General features: G+C 59.0%; 16 protein-coding genes and 3 pseudogenes. 9 read left to right on the top strand and 10 right to left on the bottom strand.

From position 1 onward, the window contains the following. Positions 1-177: 177 nt before the first annotated feature. The 8 genes from I8E17_RS29045 (at position 178) to I8E17_RS29080 (ending at position 9,576) form a co-directional block, all read left to right on the top strand. Positions 178-1,191: a UDP-glucuronic acid decarboxylase family protein gene (locus I8E17_RS29045; protein WP_069615113.1), complete on the top strand. Its 1,014-nt coding sequence runs from the start codon at positions 178-180 to the stop codon at positions 1,189-1,191. Beyond that, positions 1,191-2,177: a UDP-glucose 4-epimerase GalE gene (gene galE, locus I8E17_RS29050; protein WP_112723852.1), complete on the top strand. Its 987-nt coding sequence runs from the start codon at positions 1,191-1,193 to the stop codon at positions 2,175-2,177. Before I8E17_RS29045 ends, galE begins: the two co-directional genes overlap by 1 nt. Next, positions 2,174-4,003, top strand: coding sequence for a glycosyltransferase family 2 protein (locus I8E17_RS29055; RefSeq protein WP_113367491.1), 1,830 nt, complete (start codon positions 2,174-2,176; stop codon positions 4,001-4,003). Before galE ends, I8E17_RS29055 begins: the two co-directional genes overlap by 4 nt. 38 nt (positions 4,004-4,041) lie before the next feature. After that, entirely contained in the window at positions 4,042-5,460 is a 1,419-nt protein-coding gene (locus tag I8E17_RS29060; RefSeq protein ID WP_069615110.1) for a UDP-glucose/GDP-mannose dehydrogenase family protein, read from the top strand. Then, the gene (locus I8E17_RS29065) at positions 5,457-5,996 is read left to right on the top strand and encodes a DUF995 domain-containing protein (RefSeq protein WP_112723855.1); all 540 of its coding nucleotides are present in this window, start codon (positions 5,457-5,459) and stop codon (positions 5,994-5,996) included. Before I8E17_RS29060 ends, I8E17_RS29065 begins: the two co-directional genes overlap by 4 nt. A 17-nt stretch (positions 5,997-6,013) precedes the next feature. Continuing rightward, complete coding sequence (locus I8E17_RS29070; protein WP_069615108.1) at positions 6,014-6,961, top strand: glycosyl hydrolase; 948 nt, start codon at positions 6,014-6,016, stop codon at positions 6,959-6,961. Further along, positions 6,928-7,491: a DUF995 domain-containing protein gene (locus I8E17_RS29075; RefSeq protein ID WP_229002221.1), complete on the top strand. Its 564-nt coding sequence runs from the start codon at positions 6,928-6,930 to the stop codon at positions 7,489-7,491. Before I8E17_RS29070 ends, I8E17_RS29075 begins: the two co-directional genes overlap by 34 nt. 1,137 nt (positions 7,492-8,628) lie before the next feature. Then, positions 8,629-9,576, top strand: coding sequence for an AraC family transcriptional regulator (locus I8E17_RS29080; protein ID WP_229002222.1), 948 nt, complete (start codon positions 8,629-8,631; stop codon positions 9,574-9,576). A gap of 147 nt (positions 9,577-9,723) precedes the next feature. On the opposite strand, the pseudogene I8E17_RS29085 reads toward I8E17_RS29080, so the two are convergent. Next, positions 9,724-9,828, bottom strand: a pseudogene (locus I8E17_RS29085) (LacI family transcriptional regulator); the annotation flags it as partial. Here I8E17_RS29085 and I8E17_RS29090 point away from each other — a divergent pair. Continuing rightward, positions 9,812-10,111: pseudogene (locus I8E17_RS29090) on the top strand (ATP-binding cassette domain-containing protein); the annotation flags it as partial. The pseudogenes I8E17_RS29085 and I8E17_RS29090 sit on opposite strands and share 17 nt — an antisense overlap. A gap of 73 nt (positions 10,112-10,184) precedes the next feature. Here the strand turns inward: I8E17_RS29090 and I8E17_RS29095 are convergent. The 9 genes and pseudogenes from I8E17_RS29095 to I8E17_RS29135 all read right to left on the bottom strand — a co-directional run bounded on the left by I8E17_RS29095 (position 10,185) and on the right by I8E17_RS29135 (position 21,650). Continuing rightward, entirely contained in the window at positions 10,185-13,211 is a 3,027-nt protein-coding gene (locus I8E17_RS29095) for a glycoside hydrolase family 38 C-terminal domain-containing protein (protein WP_113397239.1), read from the bottom strand. A gap of 465 nt (positions 13,212-13,676) precedes the next feature. Further along, positions 13,677-13,943: pseudogene (locus tag I8E17_RS29100) on the bottom strand (N5,N10-methylene tetrahydromethanopterin reductase); the annotation flags it as partial. Positions 13,944-14,088: 145 nt separating this feature from the next. Beyond that, positions 14,089-14,691: an alkylhydroperoxidase domain protein gene (locus I8E17_RS29105; protein ID WP_069615102.1), complete on the bottom strand. Its 603-nt coding sequence runs from the start codon at positions 14,689-14,691 to the stop codon at positions 14,089-14,091. 23 nt (positions 14,692-14,714) lie between these two features. Beyond that, positions 14,715-15,344, bottom strand: a complete 630-nt coding sequence (locus I8E17_RS29110) for a CMD domain protein (protein WP_113366299.1) — start codon at positions 15,342-15,344, stop codon at positions 14,715-14,717. Positions 15,345-15,374: 30 nt separating this feature from the next. Further along, positions 15,375-16,424: a putative FMN-dependent luciferase-like monooxygenase gene (locus I8E17_RS29115; protein WP_113366298.1), complete on the bottom strand. Its 1,050-nt coding sequence runs from the start codon at positions 16,422-16,424 to the stop codon at positions 15,375-15,377. A 4-nt stretch (positions 16,425-16,428) separates the two neighbouring features. Next, positions 16,429-18,108: an ABC transporter ATP-binding protein gene (locus I8E17_RS29120; RefSeq protein ID WP_113366297.1), complete on the bottom strand. Its 1,680-nt coding sequence runs from the start codon at positions 18,106-18,108 to the stop codon at positions 16,429-16,431. Next, entirely contained in the window at positions 18,105-19,022 is a 918-nt protein-coding gene (locus I8E17_RS29125; protein ID WP_113366296.1) for an ABC transporter permease, read from the bottom strand. Before I8E17_RS29125 ends, I8E17_RS29120 begins: the two co-directional genes overlap by 4 nt. Then, positions 19,022-19,963, bottom strand: coding sequence for an ABC transporter permease (locus I8E17_RS29130; protein ID WP_069615097.1), 942 nt, complete (start codon positions 19,961-19,963; stop codon positions 19,022-19,024). Before I8E17_RS29130 ends, I8E17_RS29125 begins: the two co-directional genes overlap by 1 nt. 61 nt (positions 19,964-20,024) lie before the next feature. Next, complete coding sequence (locus I8E17_RS29135) at positions 20,025-21,650, bottom strand: TIGR04028 family ABC transporter substrate-binding protein (RefSeq protein ID WP_113366295.1); 1,626 nt, start codon at positions 21,648-21,650, stop codon at positions 20,025-20,027. Between the last annotated feature and the right edge of the window lie 155 nt (positions 21,651-21,805).

The following is a 21,805-nucleotide window of genomic DNA, read 5'->3' on the forward strand; positions in this document are numbered from 1 at the left end:
AAATGGACAGAATGTAAAACTTCTGCATTCCTTGATAACGACAGCATAGTTAAACGTTAGTAAACTATAGCCATAAATTGCAGAAATAATTCCCAGTTGTAAACAGCCTACAACAAGGGCGGAAGTCTTACTTCGCCTTGATATTCGGCTGCGTGTCTAAAGTACCGGGAGGGTTTGATGGGCATAGCGTTCAAATCTGCAGGCATAACTCCAAAAAATACCAAGAGACGTACGATTCTTGTTGCGGGAGGCGCGGGGTTCCTCGGCTCGCACCTTTGCGACCGGCTTCTGCAGGATGGTCATGAGGTCATCTGCGTGGATGATTTTTCAACCGGGCGGATGGACAATTTGTGGCATCTGCTTCGCTACGATACGTTCAGCTTTATCCGCCACGACGTCATAGCGTCACTCGATCTGCCTGTCAGCGAGATCTACAATCTAGCCTGCCCGGCATCTCCACCACATTATCAGGCCGATCCGATCCACACCATGAAAACATGCGTTTTCGGCTCGCTCAACCTGCTGGAGCTAGCCGCGCATCACCAGGCGCGCATCTTCCAGGCCTCCACCTCGGAGATCTATGGAGATCCCCAGGTACATCCGCAGCCTGAGAACTATTGGGGCAACGTCAATTCCTTCGGCCCCCGCTCGTGCTACGACGAAGGCAAGCGTTCCGCCGAAACGCTTTTCCGTGACTTTCACGCTAAGCACGGCGTCGACATCAGGATTGCCCGCATCTTCAACACCTATGGGCCGCGCATGCGCCCCGACGACGGCCGCGTCGTATCCAATTTCATCGTCCAGGCACTCAGGGGCCAGGACATCACGGTCTATGGCGATGGCTCCCAGACGCGCTCGTTCTGCTACGTCGCCGACCTGATCGATGGTTTCGTCCGCCTTATGGCCGACCAAACGGTCATCCATACGCCTGTCAATCTCGGTAATCCGGCGGAATTTACCGTGCGTAATCTTGCCGAACAGGTGATCGCGATCACCGGCTCCAGCTCGAAGATCGTCCATAAGCCCTTGCCGGTCGACGATCCGCGTCAGCGCCGGCCCGACATCAGCGTCGCGAAACGCGAACTGGGATGGGAACCGTCGGTCGCGCTAGCGGATGGGCTGAAGTCCACCGTCGCCTACTTCGAACGGCAGCTGGTTCGTCCAAGCAGCGAGCTTTTCGAGGTTGCGTGATGGCCAGGCAAAAAATACTCGTCGTGGGTGGCGCCGGCTTCATCGGCAGCCACACCGCGAAACTCCTCCATCGCCAGGGCTTCGAGCCCGTCGTCTATGACAATCTCTCGACGGGCCACCTGACCTCCGTGCGCTGGGGGCCCTTCGTCCACGGCGATATTCTCGACACACCCCGCCTTGTTGAGGCGATCGATTGCCACAGGCCTGCGGCGGTCATACATTTCGCCGCCTCGGCCTATGTCGGCGAGTCGGTTGAAAATCCCGCGAAATACTACGCCAACAATGTCACCGGCACGCAGTCGGTTTTAGAGGCATGCCGCCGCGCGCAAGCCCATAAGCTGATCTTTTCATCGAGCTGCGCGATATACGGAATTCCCGCCCATCTGCCGATCCGCGAATGCGCGACGCCTCAACCGATCAATCCTTATGGCAGAACGAAGCTGATTGCCGAACACATGCTCGCCGACTATTCAGCCGCCTACGGACTTTCCTATGTGGCACTACGCTACTTTAACGCCTCGGGCGCCGATCCGGAACGGGAACTCGGCGAATGGCATGATCCCGAAACGCATCTCATTCCACGCGCGTTGCTGGCGGCGGCCGGCGCGATCGAAACCTTGGAGGTCTATGGAGACGATTACGACACCCCGGATGGTACCTGTGTGCGCGACTATATCCACGTGCTGGATCTCGCCAGGGCGCATGTCCTGGCAGTCGAGTATCTATTGGCTGGTGGTGACAATCTTGCCGTCAATCTGGGGACAGGGCACGGCACGTCGATCAAGGAGATCGTCGGCGCGATCGAGCGCGTTTGCGGACGCAAGGTTCCCGTCGCCATGCACAGGCAGCGACCGGGCGATCCGCCCGTCCTTTATGCCGCTTCCGAACTTGCCGCCGAGAAACTCGGCTTCCACGCTCTGCATTCGAATATCGAAACAATCATCCGGACCGCGGCTCCCTTCTTCGGACTGGAGATGCGAGGATGACATCGATCCGGACACGAGCTGAAGCAATGAAGGAAAGGGCGTTGATGACGCCGGTCCTGCAGGGTCGCCAGCGCGCGGAATATGTCGTTTGCGCCACGCTATGGCTTGCGGCGCTTGTCTATTTCTGGAGCTGGTGGCTTACACCCGCACACCATGTCGACCCGATGGGATCGGTCTTGCTGACCCTGGTGCTTGCCTGGGTGACGATCATTCCAGCCTATTTCATCATTGTCTTCTTTCGCGCCGAAAAGCCGACGGGGCAATTGCGGCTTCCCGCCCGCAGCCGCATCGCCATGGTGGTCACCAAGGCGCCATCGGAGCCCTTCGCGGTGGTGGCCCGGACGTTGGCTGCCATGCTGATGCAGAATGTGCCGCACGACACCTGGCTCGCGGATGAAGATCCGTCACCCACGACGCTGGATTGGTGCCGCGAACACGGCGTCCAGGTGTCCACGCGCAGGGGCCGCGAAGATTATCACCGCCAGACCTGGCCGCGGCGCACCCGTTGCAAGGAAGGCAATCTTGCCTTCTTCTACGATCACTACGGCTATGAAGACTATGATTTCGTCGTGCAGCTCGATGCCGATCATGTGCCCGAGCAAGGCTATCTTTTTCAGATGCTTCGCCCCTTCGCCGATCCGGCGGTCGGCTATGTATCCGCGCCGAGCATCTGCGATCAGAATGCCGGCGAAAGCTGGTCGGCACGCGGCCGTCTCTATGCTGAAGCCAGCATGCATGGATCGCTTCAGGTGGGGTTCAATCACGGGCTGTCGCCGCTTTGCATCGGCTCGCACTACGCCGTTCGCACCAAGGCCCTCAAGAGCATAGGCGGACTAGGCCCAGAGCTGGCGGAAGACCACTCCACCACGCTGATGATGAATGCGCATGGCTGGCGTGGCATTCATGCGCTCGATGCCATTGCGCATGGCGATGGCCCGCGCACCTTTGCCGATCTCATCACCCAGGAGTTTCAGTGGTCGCGCAGCCTGATGATGATCCTGCTGCAATATTCACCAAGCTTGATCAAACGGCTGCCGCCGCGTCTCAAGATCCAGTTCCTGTTTTCGCAGCTCTGGTATTCTCTTTTCTCGCTCTTCATGGCGCTGATGTTCGTCATGCCCATCATCGCGCTTGTTAGAGGCAGGACCTTCGTCGATGTCTCCTATCCCGACTTTCTGCTGCACTTCGTGCCGCAATCCGTACTGCTGATCCTGTTCGCTTATCGCTGGCGCAGTACGCGGACGTTCAGGCCGGTCAATGCCAGGATCCTGAGCTGGGAGATGACATTGTTCCTGTTTGCCCGCTGGCCGTGGGCACTCGTGGGCGCTCTGGCTGCCATTCGCGATTGGGCGACCGGATCGTTCGTGGATTTCCGCGTCACGCCGAAAGGCACATCGGAAGTCGATCCGCTGCCGTTCCGGGTCCTTGCACCCTATGCCCTTCTCTCTCTCGCATCCATCTTGCCGGTACTAGCCGTCAGCGCGGAGGAGAGCAGCGGCTTTTATATCTTCGCAACGATGAATGCCGCCATCTACACTTTGCTGCTGCTTGTCATCATCGTCCAGCATGCACGTGAAAACACGCTCGGCGCGAACAAGCGCTTTTATCGGCCGGCGCTCGCCAGCGCTCTGCTTGCTCTGACCGCGCTGCCATTTGTCGGCATCATGGAGCACGGCCGCGCTGGAGTACAATCACTGATTTGGGACACCGACGGCTACGTGCTGTTCGACAATCGCTTTTCGGTGGCGGGCGCCGGAATTGGCGGGCGTGGACTGCACAGAATGGTGCTTAATCCGCACTGGCACGTGAGTGACACGGACAATTGAGGTTCATGACGGGAAGGACGCTATTGGCGGGAACGCACATGAAGATAGCTGTTATTGGAACCGGATATGTGGGCTTGGTCAGCGGCACATGCTTTGCCGAATGGGGCAATCGTGTCGTCTGTGTGGACAAGAATGCCGATAAGATCGCCGCCCTTCGTCACGGCAGGATGCCGATCTACGAACCGGATCTCGACGAGCTGGTGGAACGAAACTATGCCGCTGGACGGCTGGACTTTACCTGCGACATCGCAAAGGCAGTCGAAGGAGCAGCCATCGTCTTCATAGCGATCGCCGCCCCGCCGCATCCAGGACAGACGGATGTCGACCTTTCCTTCGTTTACCAGGCAGCGCGCGAGCTAGCGGCGCTTATCTCGGCTGATAGTATCGTGGTGATAAGATCGACGGTGCCGGTCGGAACCGGCGACGCCGTGCACAGGATCATCAGCTCGGTCCGGACGCCTGGCACCTTCGCCGTCGCCTCCAATCCGGAATTTCTGCGCGAAGGCGTTGCGGTGCAGGATTTTCTCGCTCCGGACCGCATCGTCCTGGGCGTGGAGGAGGAATGGGCCTGCAAACGGCTTGTCGAGCTCTATGATGTCCCGATCGAGCGCCAGAATACGCCCGTCATCATCACGATGCGTCGGACGGCTGAGCTGATCAAGCATGCCGCCAATGCCTTTCTCGCCACGAAGATCACCTTCATCAACGAACTTGCCGATCTTTGCGAGGAGATGGGCAGCGATGTCGGAGAGCTGGCTCTCGGCATGGGACTCGACAAGCGCATCGGGGCAAGCCTCCTTGCCGCCGGCCCCGGCTATGGCGGCTCATGCTTCCCCAAAAGCGCACTTGCACTGTTGCAGGCGGCGCAGGACCATGGCGTGGCGCTGCGTATCGTCGAGGAAACCCTTGCCGTCAACGAGATGCGCAAGCGGCGCATGGCACGGAAGGTGAGCAAGGCACTTGGCGGCGACATTGACGGCCTGACCATCGCCATTCTCGGCTTGACCTTCAGACCCGATACCGACGACATGCGCGACGCGCCCTCCGTGCCGCTCATCGAAACCCTGCAGCGCCTGGGTGCCCGCATCCGGGCATATGACCCCGTCGGCATCGAGAATGCAGCAAAAGTCCTCAGCAGCGTCGATTTCCACGAAGATCTTTATGAATGCGCGAGAAACGCGGATGCCGTCGTGGTCATGACGGAATGGGACGCCATCCGAAAGATCGATCTGGCCCAACTCAAGGAGAAACTGCGCCAGCCTGTTCTCATAGATCTGAGAAATGCGCTGGATGCGGAAGCCGCCCGCCGGATTGGCTTTCACGTCTGCTCCATAGGTAAGTCGGCAAGCACAAATAGCAGCCTGCGCGATATCGCCAAGCGACGAAACCGGCAGCGAGCCGTAAAGGCGGCAACCCCAAAGCTCGTTCCAATCCACGATACGGGAGAAGCAATATGAAGCCATCAAGGACACAGACCTCCCTGGTCCCCGCCGCATCGCTGGCATGTGCGATCGTGCTTGGACTTGCAGCGGGGAGCAATACGGCCTTGGCCGCTACGACCACCAAGGTGCCGGATGGAGCAAGACCCATGACGGCGGTTGAACTTTACATGCTCTATCACGACAAGAGCTGGCGCTGGCCCGACGGTGCTGGCCGAATGCAGGATACCGACCGTCGGTTTTCGGCCTGGGTCGACGGGACCGGGGGACAATCCTGGGCCGAAGGCCGCTGGGCTGTGACAGACACCGGTCGTCTGTGTCTCGAGGCAACCTGGCACGCCACGAACGGCCAGTTTCCCGCCAAGACCTGCTTCATCCATCGCATTCTCGATGGAACAATCTATCAGAAACGCGAGACTGGCGGAGCATGGTTCGTGTTTCGCCATCCCGTCACCAAGAAAACCGACGAGGCGACAAACTTGATCGCCGATGATCTGGTCTCACAACGACTGGAGGCCTTGAAGACCTCTTTGACCGTCCACAAGACCGAATAGAGGAAGGAGGCAATGCTATGAAAACTTTATCAAAACTAACGACGGCCTTGCTTGCGGCCGGCGCCCTGTGTGGGGGCGTATACGCTGCCAGCAACGGCTTGGACGCGAGGGCCGAGACCCGGCCGCTCTTCAACGACAAGAGGCCGATCATCACTCCTCAATCGCTGCCGGGGGGTGCCTATGATCCCAACGGGGACTTTTCCAATGACCCTAATCCGAAGATCGAGCATCTTTTCCTGCCTTGGGAAGACGTCGATCTGTCGACGCTGGGCACGGCAGACGATTATGCCCGCAAGCGCGGGCGCTCGCTGCTGATCACCATCGAGCCCTGGTCATGGGCCCGCGACTGGCGCGTCACGCCTACCGATCTACTCAATGGAATTATGGCGGGCCACTACGATTCCAACATGACGGCGATCTGCTCCGCGGCCGCCAAGCTCAATGCACCCGTTACCATTCGCTGGGCGCAGGAAATGGATGAGAAGAACGGGCAGTTCACCTGGGCCTACTGGAATGCGGAGGAGTATGTGAAGGCCTACAGGCACGCCGTCACCGTCTGCCGCAAGAGCCTTCCCACGGCAAAGTATATGTGGTCGCCGATGGGCAAGGATGGGCTTGAAGCCTATTATCCCGGCGATTCATTCGTCGACGTCGTCGGGCTGTCGGTCTTCGGTTACCAGCCGTTCGATCAGCGCAAGCTCGGGCGGGATTCGACTTTCGTGGAAGCGACTAAGCCCGGCTACGACCGTGTGAAGCGCTTCAAGAAGCCGATCGTGATCGCGGAACTGGGCTATCAGGGAAATGAGGCCTACGTTCACGCGTGGGCCGAGGAAGCCAACAAGCCGCATTCCGAATTCCCCGACCTGAAAGCGGTGGTCTACTTCAACGACCGTGAAGTCTACCCCTGGCCGGATGGTCTGGGCAGGCCGGATTGGCGCGTCGCCACGCCGCCGCTCTTGAATTAACCGCGATGATGAAAGAGGTTAAGGAGAAACACATGTCTTGGTTCCGTTTCATCATCCTGAATGCCATGTTCGCGATGCTGCTGGTCGGCACCGCGAACGCGGCGACACCGCATCAAATCGATCGAATGACAGCGCGTGCGGCGCATCAAGCCATGCCAATGAGCGCCAAGGAACTGAAAAAGCTCTACTCGGGACGTTCCTGGATATGGAAGGACGGGGCCGGCTTCTTCTCGCGTCATCACCGTCGATTTACGGCCTGGTCGCATACGGGCGCTCAAAAATCCTACGCAAGGGGTATGTGGTATGCGACCGATCGCGGTAGGCTTTGCATGAGCGCTGTCTGGTACAGCAAGAAAAGCGCCGCACCGAACGTGTCCTGCTTCCTGCATCGCAAGAAGGCCGGGATCATCTATCAGAAACGAGCATCAGGCGGAAAATGGTATGTGTTCCGTCATAATCCGATCAAACATGATGACGAAGTTCTGAAACTTCGGCCGGGCGACTATGTTCGCAGACATCTGCCCGGTTGAAGTCGAATACTCACATAGGGGCTTTCATTTGGATAGCGGGCGGCATGCGTCTCACCTGTTCCGTCGAACCGCCATCCGGGAAATGCCCCTATTCTTTGCCGCGCGCAGTGCGTGACATCAGCCGGCTCAACTCAAAATGCGCTGCGATTGTAGCAACGCGACGTTCTTCCAAATCCACTTGGCGTGCAGATGTAAGGAGAACCTTTGAAGTAATCCTCGGCGGAAACCGAAGTCGTCCTGGAAAGTGAACTTCCGCTATAGAAAACGACATTGTTCTTCTGATACTTCTTCATGTACAACTGAACAGTCTTATTCCTTATGTGCGCATTTTCGGCAGCACTTGCATTTTCATGCATGACCATCGAAGATGCAATCGCAAGTATTATCGATAAAGAGACGCCAGCCTTTCGATTACCAGCGGATAGATTGCAAGAGTTCTTCCAAAAACCCATAAGTTTACCTCCTTGACAAGTTTCATTCGTGTATTTCAGCGGAAAATATTTAAGCAACTTCCATAAATACCTTGAAAATATTAATGAAATCTGCTTAGTTTCCCTTACAGCCTTCGGGCGGGGGACCTGCAACAATGCTGCCTGCGATGATAATAACTTGGCGCGACATTCGGCGGATGCACAGAGCCTCGGCTCAGACATCCACAGACTTCTTTGGTTTGCCGGCCAAGGCGCATCGCGAGGCAAAATTCTTTGCTCAAGGCATGAAACGATCACTTTCCGTATGTCCGTCCACCAACCGGCGGGCGCCCGGATGGACTGGAATTCAGGCTGTTTTGCGACAATTGGGAAAGATCGTAACCGGACAAGGCCCGTGCTTTCCGCGCGCGACCCATTTTGGGCGTCCATCACCTATAGGTGCCTGTCCCCTCCATCCGCCCGCGGTAAGGATACCGCGGCGACTGCCAGCCGATTTGGCACGTTTTGTCGAAAGGCCACCACGATGATGTGGAACAAGACCGAGACTACAGCCGGACAACCTGCTTTTGTCGAAAGGCGCCGGTGGCCCCGCATTTCCGAAGCTCCAATTTGCGGCAAGACCACGGATGTGCCAGAGCTCGTGTCACTGCCATTCTCCACATCCCATGAGGCTCCCAGTCAGCAATTCCCGGTTTGGCAGAAGCATATGGCGCCGCTGATAGACGCGTATCTTCCCGAAAGCGGCCAGGCCGGAGAAGGGTTCGCGGCATCTCAAACCGTCTGGAATCTTGAAGGGGCGCTTCTCATCCAGCAGCAAACGCCAGCCTTCAGCTATGAACGCTCTCCGGAGAAACTACGCTTCAGCGCCATAGATCATTGGCAAATCACATTCCTGCGCACGGGCAAGACATGGACCAGCGTCAATGGGCATGTGGTCGAAAACGAGCCCGGGATGATGGAAATCCGGGCACTTGGCTGCCCGTTTTATGGCCGCACCATAAGCGCACAATCCGTTACCCTCATTCTACCTTGCGATTTGTTCGCCGATCATGGCGGACTGCCTGGAGCAAGCAACAACATCGTCCTGGGGGGCGCGCGCGTCAAGCTGCTGGCCGACTACATCGCTTTTCTCGAAGCGAACCTCAACCGTTTGACGAGGGATGATCTCCACAGTGTACGCAACCAGCTGCAAGAGATGATATTTCATAGCGTCACGCCGCTGGTGGATGGCCATGCGATCGGCGATCGCAGCTCCGAGATCGGACTGATGACGAAAGCGCGCCGCTTTATTCAGAGCAATCTCGGATCAGCGGAGCTCACGCCGGAAGCGTTGAGCCGTGAATTGGCAATCTCCCGAACCAGACTGTACGAATTGTTCCAGGCATCGGGTGGCGTCTTGAACTACGTGCGCAGAAGGCGCCTTCTGGCCGCGCGCGCAGCACTAGCCGACCTGAACAATGGTCAGAAAATTGCAGATATCGCAAGTAATCTGGGCTTCGAATCGGCAGCCAACTTCAGCAGGGCCTTCACACATGAATTCGGCTACAGCCCAAGCGAAGTCCGCAGGCATAGCGGGGAATGCAAGGTTGAGCATCTACCGCGAGTGACGAAGACATCCAGCTTCAGCGACTGGCTTAATACGCTGGGTATTTGATAGGTACGAATTATGTGGCGGTAAGACAATTCCGATGCAGTTCGGAGGCTGCTGAACACATGTCTCACGGACAATAGCGGGGAAAGACATGCATGTAGTTCATCAATATTTAGGTGTAGTGTCATCCACAACCAACGGCATCATCTTTTAATCCGGTTGCGGTGAAGACGTTGTTTCCCCCGCTGAGATCTCGCAGGCCAACAGGAGTGGTTTACCGAGTGCCGGAGCATCCTGCTTGCTTAACAAAACGGCAAAGGGTCACATTCTTCTCGGTGAAAGCGGTGCCGGCAAATCGACCCTGATCAATCTGCTTGGCGGCTTCTTCAAGCCGGATGATGGCCGCATCCTCTTTGACGGCAAAGCCTATCATCCGTCCTCTCCGCTGGAAGCGTTTCAGGCGGGCATCCGGGTCATTCATCAGGAACTTCACCCGCTTTCCAATCCTAGCGTTGCCGAAAACCTGCTCTTTGAACATCTGCCGCGCCGATACGGCCTGATAAATTATAAGCAGATGAATGCCAGGGCCACGGAACTCGGCTCATGCGGCTACTGGAGAGCCGCTGACAAGGCGGCTCTTTGGAGCAGGTGGGCGCCGAATTAATCTGCCGTCAGATCCGCTGCAACTTCCAGGTCCGGATTTCGAACGGCATGATGTCGGCAGGGCGTGCGCGCTCCATTGGCTCTTCGAGGATGTTCAGCGGCCCCGAAACCTGCCATCCCGACGGCGGGGTCAGCGACAGGCGGCCGCGCCGGCCGGCCGGTTCGTAAAGCCGCAGGATAAGGCCCTCCCCTTCCTCGGCCGGCTTCAGGCCTGAGAAGGCGACCGGTATACCTTCGATGTCAATTGGTGACAAAGTGCCTGCCGCAAGACCGCTTGCCTCCATGCTGACCAGCGGCTGGTTGAGATCGATCGCCTCCGACAGGACGCCGCCTTCATACCAGGCGCCCTCATGCGGCATCAGCGCATAGGTGAAGCACTGCTGGCCTTCGTCGGCGAGTGGGTCGGGATAGATCGGCGAGCGCACGAGGCTCATACCGATGACATTGCCGCTGGCGCTATGACCGTATTTGGCATTATTGAGCAAGGCAACGCCGAAACCGGGCTCGCTCAGATCGACGAACCGATGCGCCGCCGCCTCGAACATCGCCTGCTCCCAGGAGGTGTTGGTATGTGTCTGCCGCTCGACGACGCCAAAGGCGCATTCGAAAGTCGCGGTGCGCGACCGCACGGCGACCGGATTCAGGGTTCTGAGCAGCGTTCGCCGATCATGCCAATCGATGGCCGTCTCGATATCCAGCCTACGGGCATTGGCCGTCAGAACATACAATTGGGTCACGGTCGAGTTGCGATATCGATAGACAACTCGGATCGCTGCGCGATGCGGCCCCTCCTCGACCAAGGTAATGCTCTCCGGCTGTTCGAGCCGGATGCCTTTCTCGGCATAATCGGCATCCACGTCCCACGCATCCCAGTTGCGTGGCTTGTCGGCGGGATAGACCCAGAGCTGGTTGGCGGCCCCTTCGATCCCCTCCCGCCCCGTTGCCTTGTGAACAAGGCTCGAGACGGCTCCATCCTTCCCGATGACGACGGACAAATGCTCGTTTTCGAGATGATGGGTATCGGCTTTCAGCGGCCCGGCCGGCCTGATAGCGTTGCGATCGAAGACCGCGACGGAAAGAGGCGCGATGGGATCGGCGGAGGCCAGAACCGTTCCATCAGACAGCACTGCGGTGAGCGGACGCCGCGACAAAGAGGGGTTGACGACGACAAGCGCATCCGCGACTCCGCCGGCTGGAAGATGGGCCGATAGCGTCTTCAGCGCGCTTGCCTGCTCCGCCTTGGCCTTGCCGATCACGTCGTCAAGTTCCCTCTCGGCATCCACGTAGACCTCGCGAATACTCGATCCGGGAAGGATATCGTGAAACTCGTTTTTCAGAACGACGCGCCAATCGGCCTCAAGACTTTGAGGTTTGGCGGCGCCCAGCATATGGGCGAGCGAGGCCAGCGTCTCCGCCGTGATCAGGGCGCGTTCGGCCTGGCGATGCTTGCGCTTGACGCCGCTTTGCGTCGTCAGCGTCGCGCGGTGCAGTTCTAGGTAGATCTCCCCATCCCAGACAGGAAGCTCCTTTTCCTTAGCGGTGCGGTGCGCCTTTTCGTAGTAGCCTTTCACGGTCCCCCAGCGCGCCTTCGGGATCGCCGGGAAGTCGCGCAGCTGTACCTCACGCTCGACCATCTCCGGCGTGACGCCTCCACCGCCATCGCCATAGCCGACGGCCAGCAACGAGGTGTCGTGCTGCGTCTTGCCGCGGAAATTCTTCCAGGTCGGCACGAAGCAATCCGGCTGCACGAAGCCGTTGTAGCCTTGCATGGGATTGTCGAATGTATGTGTTAACACCTTGCTGCCATCGAGCCCCTTCCACCAGAAGAGATCGGACGGAATGTGATTGGTTTCGCTCCAGTTCACCTTGATCGTGAAGAAGCTATCGATGCCCCCAAGCCGCAGGATTTGCGGCAAGGCACCTGAAAAGCCGAAACAATCCGGCAGCCAGCAGACGCTATGACGCAGGCCGAAATGCTTTTCGAAATAGCGCTGGCCATAGAGAACCTGGCGCACGAGGCTCTCGCCTGTGGGCATGTTGGTATCCGGCTCGACCCACATGCCGCCGACGGTTTCCCACTTGCCTTCGGCAACTTTCTTTTTGATCCGCTCGAGCAGTTCCGGATCATCTTCCTCGATCTGCGCATAATATTGGGCGGTCGACTGGTTGAAGCGGAAGTCGTCGGAGCGTTCCATCAGCGAAAGCGCGGTGTTGAAAGTGCGGCGCATCTTGCGGCGCGTTTCGCCGTAGGGCCAAAGCCAGGCCAGATCGATATGGGCATGGCCGGTCAGAAGCAGCTCGCCATTTTGCGGGAAACGCGTCTGAAGCTCTTTCAATTGCGCAAGCAATTCATCATAGGCAGCGGCAGCCGAAGCACTCTGTGCTTCGCTGAGACCGGCCGGATCGTCCTGAAGTTCCGGCAGCTCCCAGATCTTCTGCTGCATTGCACCCGCCGCGGTGCGCGAGATATAGGCTGATGTGTCCGATGGCCAGTCGAGGCTGCGCAGCGCCCGTTCGGCGGCATCGATCAGATGCGGCACGGCTTCATGGCCATCGAGAATATCGGCAGCCTCGCCGATCTGCTGCAGCAGAAGATGCAACCGGTGGACGGCCCCATCCAGCCAGATCAATCGCGCCTTGTTCAGCTTCGGCGCCCTGTTCGGCTCGCCGAACGGAAAGCGCGCGACGCTCTCGGTCGCGATCTGGACGTCGCGACCCTTGATCGGAAACTCCTGGTGATAGGGATCCAGACCGAAGGTCTCCGCTTCGCCATCAGGATAACGCAGCGTCAGCAGGCTCTCGCCGCCAAGATCAAGCTGCAGGCGGATTTGTTCAAGCGGCCAGTCCTGCGGCGCCGTTGCCTTGGCGGCAAAGCGAACCGTCCCTTTGCGATGCGGCCAGTCCTGATGATGCGCAATCGGCTCCCCATCGAAGGTCCAGCCGTCGATTGCGAGACTTTTCCTGTCGCGCCAATACGCAAGCTCCGTAGTGCGGACTTTCAGGCGATCAAGGCGTTGGGCAATAGTGAGAGACATTGGCGGGTTCCTATCGGAAAATCGGCAACTGACGACGGGGGAGAAAATAAATCAGCGCGAGTTGGTCGCCGGCCGCGCCCCTCTCCTCCAGCGGATCGCATAGCCCGGATTTAGATTAAGTAACTTTGTTTTGGCGTCAAGGCGTACAGAAATAAGTTGCGAGAGTTTTGTGTCGATGTCGATCAATCTTCCCCAATGGCACGCTGTCGTCGGAAGGCGGCCAGCTGCAGCGGCGTGGCTACGAAATTGCCATCCTGGTCGTCGATTTTCAAAATGACCGGCTGAGCAATGTGGCTTGATCGAGGCAGCAAGCGACTTCCTGGGCGGGGTGATCTTAAGATAAGCTTCACTCTGCCACCGTTGGCCCTCAATCAGACATCCCGCCAGGTTTTAGCCAAATCTTTCAACGCCACATCGATCATCGCGACCGGGCTTGGGCGGTTTTCCCGGCGCGCGACGACCAATGCCGAGATGCCGCGTCACGGCCGCCATGGCGGATACCAGCAACAAGGGATCATTGAGCGGCAACTGAATGGATTCCCGCAACGTTAGATCGACCGAGTTCTGGTAGACGTCATAGACGCCGAGAATATCGGCTAGGAAAATGCCATCGAAAAGGCCGCGCTCCAGCGTCGCCGCAAGCGATGTCCAATAGCTCAGCGTTTTATAGCGATCGGACTGATCTCGCGGATGCGTCCATAGCCCGTGATTGATGTGCCCGACGCAGTTCATGTTGAATGCGTTGAGCAGTATTTTTTTCTTTGCGTGACCATCTCGTCCGTCGTTTCAGTTTCGATCCCGCCGTATTGTAGCGCTTGCCATCGAGATAGCCGCCCTGCAGGCGAGCTTCCGCTGCTCAATCACGACAACGTCTGCTTCAGACCGCTGGTGTCGGCTCGCCGAGCGATAGCATCAATCGGTTTGCCCAATTGAAGAAGGCAGCCCCATGGATCACGTCGGCGATTTCCAGATCATCCAGGCCCTCCTCGCGCAATCTGACGATCTCGTTGGCTCCAAATTGCGATGGCGTCGCGGTGAGCGCGGCTGAAGCCTCGACAACCGCATTCCAGCGGCTGCCAAGGTCCGCCTGAAGCCCATCATCCAGCAGACGCTGCACGTCATCCGTCCGCTTGGAATGATGGGCGGCGAAGCGAGAATGGACCGATGCGCAAAAAATACAGCCATTCGCCCGCGATGCGGCCGTGGCAGCCAGTTCACGCTCAGCACGAGGAAGGCCGGCCGAGACATTGTAGAAGATATCCTTGTCCGTCTTGGTACGGGCCTGGAGAATGTCGGGATCGCGTACCAGCAGCATGAAATACGGCGACTTCGCGCGGGATGCATCCACAAGGCCTGCCCAGTGGCGCTCGGTCAAGTCCGCTTCATCAAGGGGCTGCAGCCAAGGTGTCCAGCCGATTTCAGCTTGAGTGAAGGCATTTGGTCGGTTTTCGATTGTCGGGTGAATGACAGTTTCGGTCATGGCATAATTCCTCGTTGGTGCGATCAGGCTTGCGCGACATGTCCGACATCGGCTGGATTGGCAGCCAAGGCCCTCAAGCCTGTAACGACCCTGATCTGAAACGCTAGAAATGCGACCAGCTGTGACAAGGTAACGATGCCCGTGGTCGTCCAGCCGGCGTCCAGCAGCTTCTGCAGCGCCGCTGCACTCGCCTCCCTCGGACGGAAGACCAGAAGATGGCTGTGTTCAAGCGCCGCGCTGAGCTTCAGGTCCAGAAGTTGCCGGCTTTCGCCCGAAACCTCATAAACGAAGCCCGGCCGGTCCTCGCGGGAAAGCGGGCCAGCCGGATAATGGCCGTAAGGCCCGGTTGCATTGCCCCGCTCTATTTCTGCACCGATGACGGCAACAAGGCAGGAGCCATGGGGCTCATCCTGGAGTTTGGAAAAGTAATAGCTGCTGACCACGGCTGCCTTGTGCAGCCCTGCTACGAAGGCCGCGGCCGCAAAGCGCTCCGCCGGGGTAACGCTTCCCCAATGCTCGGGTTCGAAGAGAGCCCCATAGCTCTTTTGCGCATTGAGGCGCGTCTCGGGCCGCTTTGCCCGTAGACCATCAAGTTGGGACCCCGGTTCTATTCCCACGAGGAAGTCGATGATATCTCTGTTCTGCAAAGTCATGGTCGATGCCTTCTCTTCGGATACTGCTATTCAGGCTTGCGCGGCGAAGCGACGTTCGTTCCCCACGGCGCTTTGCGGCACCCAGCCGAATGCGGGTGCGACATGGGCGGCGGTCAGTTCCAGCGAACGCAGGATATGTTCATGCGGCGGATCGACGGAATGCACCTGAAACACCAGATCGGTGACACGCGCCAGCACCGCATCCGCCTGAAGCGATGAGATAACATCGTCAGGGGTGCCGACGTGAACGTCGAATGCTTTAATCAAATCAGCCGTGGTTTCACCGGGAACAGCAAAACCCGCTGCCTTGAAGTGTTCGACGATCCGTCTCAGGCCGATATCGGCAAAACGAAGGGCCTCTTTCCTGCTGTCGGCGACAAAGAGGCTCCGCGAACCCAATATTCGCGGCGGCCGCCCGGCAGGCAGCGCTGAAAGATAGGCATCGATGATCGGGTTCTGCAGGTCCGAAAGCTTGGCGTCCGGTGTCTCCGGCGGCCGTGGCTGCGTCCTGGATAACATCAACCCGTCGCCATCGCGGCCGGCACGCAAGCCGCCGCCGACGGAAAATGTCGCCTGCCAGACATGGTCGCGCAGATGCGGCGCGGCGGGATAAAGGCGATTGCCGCCTGTAAGCTCTCCGCCGGCCCAAGCCTTGCGCACCAGCGCAAGATGGTTGCCATAAACTTCCGAGCGCTGGCTGCTTTCCAGGCCGAAGGGAAGAAAGGCTTGCGGAGTGCCGCCAGTACCAAAGCCGACTTCCAGCCGCCCATCAAGCAGGCTGTCGAGCACGGCGGCATCTTCCGCGACCCGCACCGCATTCTCCATCGGCAAGGTGATGACACCCGTGCCCAAACGAATATGCGAGGTCTGCGGGGCCAAGGCGGCGAGAAACACCAATGGTGCAGGCAGGCCGCCTTCGTCTCCGTTGAAGTGATGCTGCGCCACCCAGGCCGTGTCGAAGCCATGTTTTTCGGCATGGATGATCTGCTCGGCAACCAGCCTGTAGCGGGTTCCGGCATCCACCTGGTCCAGGACCCGGCTGAAGAAGCCCAGTCGCTTCGGTAATGTTGGCGTACTCATGGGATCATCCTGCATTGATAGGGGCGGGCGCGGTCGCGGACGGAAACTTCTTGCCTGGCACCGCATCGATCAGCTCGCGCGTGTACGGGCTGCTTGGATTGGAAAAGACGTCTTCGACATGACCCGTCTCGACCAGCTGCCCGGCGCTCAGCACCGAGACAGTGTCGGCGATCTGTCGCACGACGGCGAGATCGTGGGAGACGAACAGATAGGTCAGCCCAAGCTCGCGCTGCAACGCGCCCAAGAGATCGAGGATCTGCGCCTGCACCGTTACGTCAAGCGCGGAGACAGCCTCGTCGAGCACCAGGATCTGCGGATCGAGCACCAGGGCACGGGCAATCGCGACGCGCTGGCGCTGCCCTCCCGAAAGCGCATGCGGCCGACGTTGCGATATGTCGGCTGGCAGCCTGACCTTGTCGAGAGTGGCAGCTACCTTCGCCAATCGTTCACGCCGGGATAGGCGTTCGAAATTTAGCAACGGCTCCTCCACGATCCCCGTAATCGTCTGGCGTGGGTCGAGCGAACCATAGGGATTTTGATAGACGAGCTGGATCTTCTTGCGCAGCTGCCTCAGCGCTTCACCGCGCAACGAAGCCAGGTCGAGCCCGTCGATCAGTACCTGACCCGAAGTCGGCTTCTGAAAGGCGGAAACGATCCTTATCGTCGTCGTCTTGCCGGAGCCGGATTCACCGACGATTGCATGGGTGCTGCCGCGGCGAACGCGAAAAGAGACATCGTCGACCGCCCGAAAACTGCCGCCGCGATCGGCGCCGAAATCCTGCACCAGCCTATCGACCACAACGATGTCGTCGTCCGTCGCGACAGATGCGACCGGGTGTGCCGGGGCGGCCTTCGGCCGCGCATTCAACGATGGCGCGTCGGCAAGCAGGCGGCGCGTATAGTTGCTTCGCGGGTTTGCGAGAATGTCGGCCGTGCGCCCCTGCTCCTGGATGCGGCCGTGCTGCAGGACGATCAGCCTGTCGGATCGATCGGCGGCGACCCCGAGGTCATGGGTCACCAAGAGGACCGCCGTGCCATATTCCCGTCTCAGATCGTCGATCAGATCGAGAATGTGCCTCTGTACCGTCACATCCAAGGCACTCGTGGGTTCGTCGGCGATGATCAGCGAAGGTTTCAGCGCGATGGCAATGGCGATCAACACGCGCTGGCGCATGCCGCCGGAGAGCTCGTGCGGATATTGCCTTGCACGCAATTGAGGCTGGCTGAGGCCGACACGTTCCAGCAATTCGATCGCTTGGGCGCGAGCAGCCGCTCCGGAGGCCCTGCCATGCACCGTCAGGATTTCGGCGACCTGTTCGCCGATCGTCCTCACCGGATTGAGCGAATTGCCCGGATCCTGCGGCACGAGGCTGATGACGGAGCCGCGAATGCCATCCAGCCGCCTTTGCGGCCAGCCGGCAATATCCTGGCCGTTCAGGCGGATGCTTCCCTGCTGGAGAATGCCGCCTTCGGGCAGAAGGCCGGTCAACGCCTGTGCGGTGGAGCTCTTGCCTGAACCGGATTCGCCGACGAGGGCGACCACTTCGCCGGCGCGAACCTCAAAGCCAATATCGTGAACGACCGTGCGCTGGCCGCTCTTGTCGCGATAGGCGACCCTGAGGCCCGCCACATCGAGGATCGGCGCACCCTCTTCCTTAATGGTTTCAATGATCGGAGCCGTCATTTCCCAATGCTCCCGATTGCCCGGCTGATGCGATTGATGGAAATAACCACCAGGACGACGACAAGACCGGGCGCCGCCGTCAGCCACCAGGCGGTTGCGATATAATTGCGTCCTTCGGCGATCAGCAGGCCCCATTCCGGTGTCGGTGGCGGCGCGCCATAGCCGAGAAAGCCGAGCGTCGCGAGCTGCAGGATCGCCCAGCCGGCCTGAAGTGCCGCGAAGGCGATTACCGAGGTCAGCGAATTCGGCAGGATGTGACGCCAGAGCACCTTGAGGAAGGTGCCGCCGCTGCCGAAGGCGGCCTCGACATATTCGCTTCGGCGCACGGTGACGACTTCGGAGCGAACCAATCTGGCAAACTTGGCGATCAGCGTGCAGCCGACCGCGATCGCGGCGTTGACGGTGCCAAAACCGAGCAGAACGATGATGCTGAGCGATAAGAGAAGATCCGGTATCGACAGCATGACATCGACCAACCTCATGATGACCGTCTCGATCCTGCCGCCAAATGATCCAGCAAGGACGCCGAGCGTCGTGCCGGCCACAAGCGCGATACCGACGGCCGCGAGCGCGCCCGATAGCGAGTGAATTGCGCCATAGACGATGCGGGCATAGAGATCCCGCCCGAGCGAATCCGTCCCCAGGAGATGGGTGGCGCTGGGCGGTCGTAGATGTTGCCCGGGCAGTCCCTGCACAGGGTTGTAGATCGTAAAGAGACTGGGGAGGAATGCCCAAAGGATAGCCAGCGCGAGGATAAGGCACGCAAGGAAGAGACCAGGCTGAATGCGGGGAAAACGCCCGCCAGCTCCGGCGTTCTCACGAACATCGGTCTCGGGCGTCACGGGCGATACACTGACTTTCCGGTCGGACGCATCGAGGTCTGGATGATGTCGGGCGGTTTCGATCGTTGCCATCACACAGCTCCCAACTTGGTTTTCAGACGCGGATCGAGCACGGGATAGAGAAGATCGACCACAAGGTTGATGACGACGAAAGCGGTCGCGGCAATGACGACGATCGCTTGAAGAACGGCGACATCCTGACTGTCCACGGCCTGTTTCGTCAGCCCGCCGATACCATTGAGGCCAAAGACCGTTTCGGTGATGACCGCGCTGGCGATCAGTTCCCCGAACAGCAATCCGGCAACGGTCAGAACCGGCAGCAGCGTATTCTTGGCAACGTGGCGCCACAGGACCTTGGCATGCGAAAGTCCCTTGGCCCGAGCCACGGGCACGAATGGCTTCGTCAGGACCTCGTCTATGTTCTTCAGCAGGATTTGCGCCAACGGAGCGGAAATCGGCACCGCGACGGTCAGAATGGGCAGGAAAAGACCCTCCCAGGGTCCAGGATTGATGACCGGCACGAGGCGAAGCCGGAAGGAGAATATCTGAATGAGCATGATGCCGAGCCAAAAAGTCGGCACCGATATGAACAGCGACGGAATGGATTGGATCAGGCTTCGCAGCCAGGCAAAACCGGAGAGATTGCAGGCGATTGCGATCAGAACGGCGAGAAGTGTCGCCACCGCAAACCCCGATGCTGCAAGCAGAAGGGATGGTGGCAGATTGGTGGCAAGCAGCGAGCTCACCGGAACGCCCGCTTGCAGTGAATAGCCGAAATCCCCCGTCAAAAAATTCCAGACCGCATGGAGATATTGATGCAGGAACGATCCGTCGGCGCCATAAGCCGCCCTGATATCGGCAAGCTGTTCGGGGCTTAGTCCGTAATCCGGGTTCTGGAACTTGATCAGCACCGCGTCGCCAGGCAGCGACTGCAGCAAAACGAACGAAACGGTGAAGGCCGCCCATAAGACGAACAGCGCCTGCCCGAACCTCGATAATATGTATCTTGCCATGCCACTACCATGTCTTCGCATGAAGGAGGGCCCGGCACCACGCCGGGCCAGCCCCTTTTCATCAATGTTCAGCGAGCCAGGCACTGTAGAAGGACGGGCGTCCCACGGCCTCGAATGCGACCCCCTTCACGTAAGGCGCGCCAGCGAAGACCTGCGGCTCCTCGAAGAAGGGGATGACATAGGCCTGATCGAGCAGATATTCCTGCGCCGCCTTGGCCGCCGCCAGTCGCTTGTCGCGATCCGTTTCGGAGGCGACGGTTTCCAGGATGCCGTTCAGCTTGTCATCCGAGAAGGTCGCCTTGGGACTGAGGCCGCCCTTCTGCAGCAGGGCATCGCGGTTTTTGGGGTAGAACTGGCTCTTGATGACATCGGGATCGGCACGGCCGACCTCGGCGACGACCAGCGGAGTCTTGGCAGGATCGATATTGTCGGTGACCAGATTTCCCGAGGTTCCGGCAAGAACCTGCAGCTTGACACCGAGCTTGGCCCATTGCTGCGCAACGAGCTGCAGCACGGCCTTGTTCTGCGGCTGGGGCAAGGATTCATAGACGGCAAGCGAAAGCGGCTTGCCACCCTTCTCGCGAACGCCGCTCGCGCCCTTCTTCCACCCGGCTTCGTCCAGGAGCTTTTCAGCAAGAGCCGGATCGTAGGTCAGCTTCGACGACAAATCCGTGTAGCCGGCCGCGGCCGACGAAATGACCGATTTCGCCTGCGGATAATTTGCCGAAAACAGCGTATCGACGATTTCCTTGTTGTTGGTCGCATGCAGGAGGGCCTGACGAACCCTAATATCGGCGACGAGCGGATTGTCCGGCCGGAAGGCGACGCTGTCGTTCACGCCGCGTGTCGGCGCCGCATAGATCGCGAAATTCTGATCGGACACCTGCTTCTCGTCATAGGCCTGCAGCTGACGGATGAAATCGGCCTGGCCGGAAAGCAATGCGCCGATGCGCACGCTATCCTCGCCGGTGATGATGTACTTGATGCCATCCAGATAGGCCCGGCCCTGATGCTCCAGCTTGCTCGGACCCCAGTTGTAGTCCGTCCGCGCTTTCAGCGAGAGCTGCTTGCCGAGCGTCTCGCTTTCGACGACAAAGGGACCGGACCCGATGATCTTCGTCGCATCGCCGAGCTGGTCGAAGGACAGCGCGAGCGTCTTCAACGAGACCAGACCGGACCCGATGACGGACGTTCCCTGCAGGAAACCCGGAGACGGCTTCTTGAAGTAGAACTTGACCGTATAGGGATCGACGACTTCGCTGTGATCGTAGTTGTTGATGACCTCGGAAACCGGCTGCTTCAGCTCCTTGTTGCCAAGGCCGAACGTATCATAATTCTTCGCGACGACATTGGCGTCGAGCGGGGTGCCGTCGGAAAAGGTCACGCCCTTGCGGATCTTGAACGTATATTCCGTCGCCTTGTCGTTGACCGTCCAGGATTCGGCGATCCACGGCTCGATATCGAGCGTCTTCGGGTTCTGATAGGTGAGCTTGTCGGTGATCTGGTTGAGAATGCCACCATTCGGATAGAAGCCGCCCGCCGGCGGGTAAAGGTTCGTATGCGCCTGCTGCTCGAGATAAATCAGCGTGCCGCCCTTGAGCGGCTGGTCATCGGCGAATGCCGACGGCGCCGCCAATAGCCACACGCTCAGTAAACTTGCCGCCTTGAATTTGGCTTTGATGCCCATTGTGTAAGCCTCTGTATGAAAACGCGCATCAAACTACGGCAAACACCAATCTATCTATAGAATTAATATTCTAATTTGGTAGCAAGTCAGGAAACGAACGCGCGGGTATATCACGAGGCTGAATAGGCGGTGGCTCCTTGATGGGGTTGGCACCC

It is taken from the genome of Rhizobium sp. AB2/73 (assembly GCF_020871915.1).
GTDB classification, from domain to species: Bacteria; Pseudomonadota; Alphaproteobacteria; order Rhizobiales; family Rhizobiaceae; genus Rhizobium; species Rhizobium dioscoreae.

Excerpts from the sequence above, each read along its gene's own strand:
- I8E17_RS29135 (WP_113366295.1), bottom strand. The coding sequence starts at position 21,650 with ATGGGCATCAAAGCCAAATTCAAGGCGGCAAGTTTACTGAGCGTGTGG.
- I8E17_RS29130 (WP_069615097.1), bottom strand. The coding sequence starts at position 19,963 with ATGGCAAGATACATATTATCGAGGTTCGGGCAGGCGCTGTTCGTCTTA.
- I8E17_RS29080 (WP_229002222.1), top strand. The coding sequence starts at position 8,629 with ATGGCGCCGCTGATAGACGCGTATCTTCCCGAAAGCGGCCAGGCCGGA.
- galE (WP_112723852.1), top strand. The coding sequence starts at position 1,191 with ATGGCCAGGCAAAAAATACTCGTCGTGGGTGGCGCCGGCTTCATCGGC.
- I8E17_RS29070 (WP_069615108.1), top strand. The coding sequence starts at position 6,014 with ATGAAAACTTTATCAAAACTAACGACGGCCTTGCTTGCGGCCGGCGCC.
- I8E17_RS29105 (WP_069615102.1), bottom strand. The coding sequence starts at position 14,691 with ATGACCGAAACTGTCATTCACCCGACAATCGAAAACCGACCAAATGCC.
- I8E17_RS29055 (WP_113367491.1), top strand. The coding sequence starts at position 2,174 with ATGACATCGATCCGGACACGAGCTGAAGCAATGAAGGAAAGGGCGTTG.
- I8E17_RS29125 (WP_113366296.1), bottom strand. The coding sequence starts at position 19,022 with ATGGCAACGATCGAAACCGCCCGACATCATCCAGACCTCGATGCGTCC.
- I8E17_RS29120 (WP_113366297.1), bottom strand. The coding sequence starts at position 18,108 with ATGACGGCTCCGATCATTGAAACCATTAAGGAAGAGGGTGCGCCGATC.
- I8E17_RS29115 (WP_113366298.1), bottom strand. The coding sequence starts at position 16,424 with ATGAGTACGCCAACATTACCGAAGCGACTGGGCTTCTTCAGCCGGGTC.
- I8E17_RS29065 (WP_112723855.1), top strand. The coding sequence starts at position 5,457 with ATGAAGCCATCAAGGACACAGACCTCCCTGGTCCCCGCCGCATCGCTG.
- I8E17_RS29045 (WP_069615113.1), top strand. The coding sequence starts at position 178 with ATGGGCATAGCGTTCAAATCTGCAGGCATAACTCCAAAAAATACCAAG.
- I8E17_RS29110 (WP_113366299.1), bottom strand. The coding sequence starts at position 15,344 with ATGACTTTGCAGAACAGAGATATCATCGACTTCCTCGTGGGAATAGAA.
- I8E17_RS29060 (WP_069615110.1), top strand. The coding sequence starts at position 4,042 with ATGAAGATAGCTGTTATTGGAACCGGATATGTGGGCTTGGTCAGCGGC.
- I8E17_RS29095 (WP_113397239.1), bottom strand. The coding sequence starts at position 13,211 with ATGTCTCTCACTATTGCCCAACGCCTTGATCGCCTGAAAGTCCGCACT.